At 72.3% G+C, this 1518-nt stretch carries 1 protein-coding gene and 1 pseudogene; both read right to left on the bottom strand.

Annotated elements, in window-relative coordinates; all coding sequences use genetic code 11:
- Positions 1-487: pseudogene (locus BH719_RS09665) on the bottom strand (hypothetical protein); the annotation flags it as partial.
- Positions 488-540: 53 nt separating this feature from the next.
- On the bottom strand, positions 541-1467 hold the full coding sequence (locus BH719_RS05935) for a hypothetical protein (RefSeq protein ID WP_009743897.1): 927 nt from the start codon (positions 1465-1467) through the stop codon (positions 541-543).
- Between the last annotated feature and the right edge of the window lie 51 nt (positions 1468-1518).

The following is a 1518-nucleotide window of genomic DNA, read 5'->3' as shown; positions in this document are numbered from 1 at the left end:
TCGCCCCGGCGCCCTCCACTGCGGGCTCCGGGGCCCCCTCCTGCTCCCGGGCCGTCGTCGAAGCGGCCCCCGCCTCGGGACCAGGGGCGCCAGACGGATCCCGACCGGAGGCGCCGGAGTCCCGCGGGCCCGCGTCCGGCTCGGCCTCCGCCCCGGCGCCGGGAGCCGGGACCACCGGGATCGCGGACGCGGAGGGGACGGGGGCGACAGGGATCTCACCAGTGGCGATCCTGTCCTCGATCTTCGGCTGGAGGGGCCCCACATTGGGGTTCGAGGAGCGCCGGGCGCCGATGGAGACGGCCTCGATCTCGCCGGTGACCACCGGGACGCTCGATAGTCCGACGATGTCGGCGGCGTCGCCGAACTCCGCGCCGGGCAGCTCGATCTCCTCGCCAGTCAGCACGTGATCGCGCCCGCGGTCCAACGCCCAGTCATCGGGGCGCCGGTGCTGGGACGCCTCGGCGTCGGGGGACTCGTTTTCGGACATGGGACTCCTCCTCTTCACGCACACGATAACGGACGCGCTCCCAAAAGGTTACTTCAGGACCCGGCAGGCCCCTGATCGTCCTCCTCCGCCGCGGCGGACAGCGCCCGCAGCGCTTTCGTCCGCGACCACAAGGTCCCCAACGACGTCGTCGCCACCGTCAGGCCCAGGGCCGTCAGCACGGGGGCGGCCACGAGCAGCTGGGTGATCGGCGACCTGCCGGGAACCACCACCTTCCCCGTCAAAGACGCCCACACGGGGACCACCAGGTACGAGGGCAGCACCAGCACAGCCCACGCGCCCAGCTGCGTTCCCGTGATCGACCACCGGGCGCTCAGCGCCATCGCGGCCAGCGCCCCCGCCCCCGCCAGCGCCATGGCCGGATGGTACTCGTAGGAGGAGACGAGGCCGATCAGGCCCTCGTGCGCCACCCTCACGGAGTTGTTCGGCGCGATGTACACGTACACGGCGAACACGACGGCAGCGGCGGGCAGGGCGACGGAGGCCCCGAAAGCGCTCCGGTGGGAGCGGGCCAGCGGCATCCGGGTCGTCTCCCCCGCCCGCACCCGCACCGACTTCACGGTCACGGCGCTGGCCGCCAGGATCGCCGCCATCGCCACCGGGTACATGCTCCACGACATCGCCGCCAGCATGTCGTGGGGCCGGGCCGGGGACTTCATGAGCATCGGCACCTGCAAGTAGCCCGCCATCTGCGCCGCGCCGATCACCAGCGACCAGCCGAAGGCGACGAACATCCCGGCGGACGAGTCGTCGCAGTTCATCGCGATCAGGGCGAACAGCGTCGAGGCCAGCGCCAGCCCGATGAGGCCCTCCACCGACGCCAGGGGCTGCCCCGCGGCCGTCAGCGACTGCACGTCCGTCATCGACGACCCCATGAACACGAGGGCGATGGGGGCGAAGACGAACGCGAAGACCCCGCTGCGCAGGCGCGCGGAGTCGAGGTGGTGCTTCAAAGGCGGCATGCCCCTAGTGTAGGGGCGTGACTATGGAAACCCCGGCCGGCCCGGCCCCCG

This window comes from Pauljensenia hongkongensis (genome assembly GCF_001746855.1).
Lineage (GTDB): Bacteria > Actinomycetota > Actinomycetes > Actinomycetales > Actinomycetaceae > Pauljensenia > Pauljensenia hongkongensis.
Note: the sequence above shows the minus strand (reverse complement) of the source record. Positions and strands in the feature narration are given on the sequence as shown.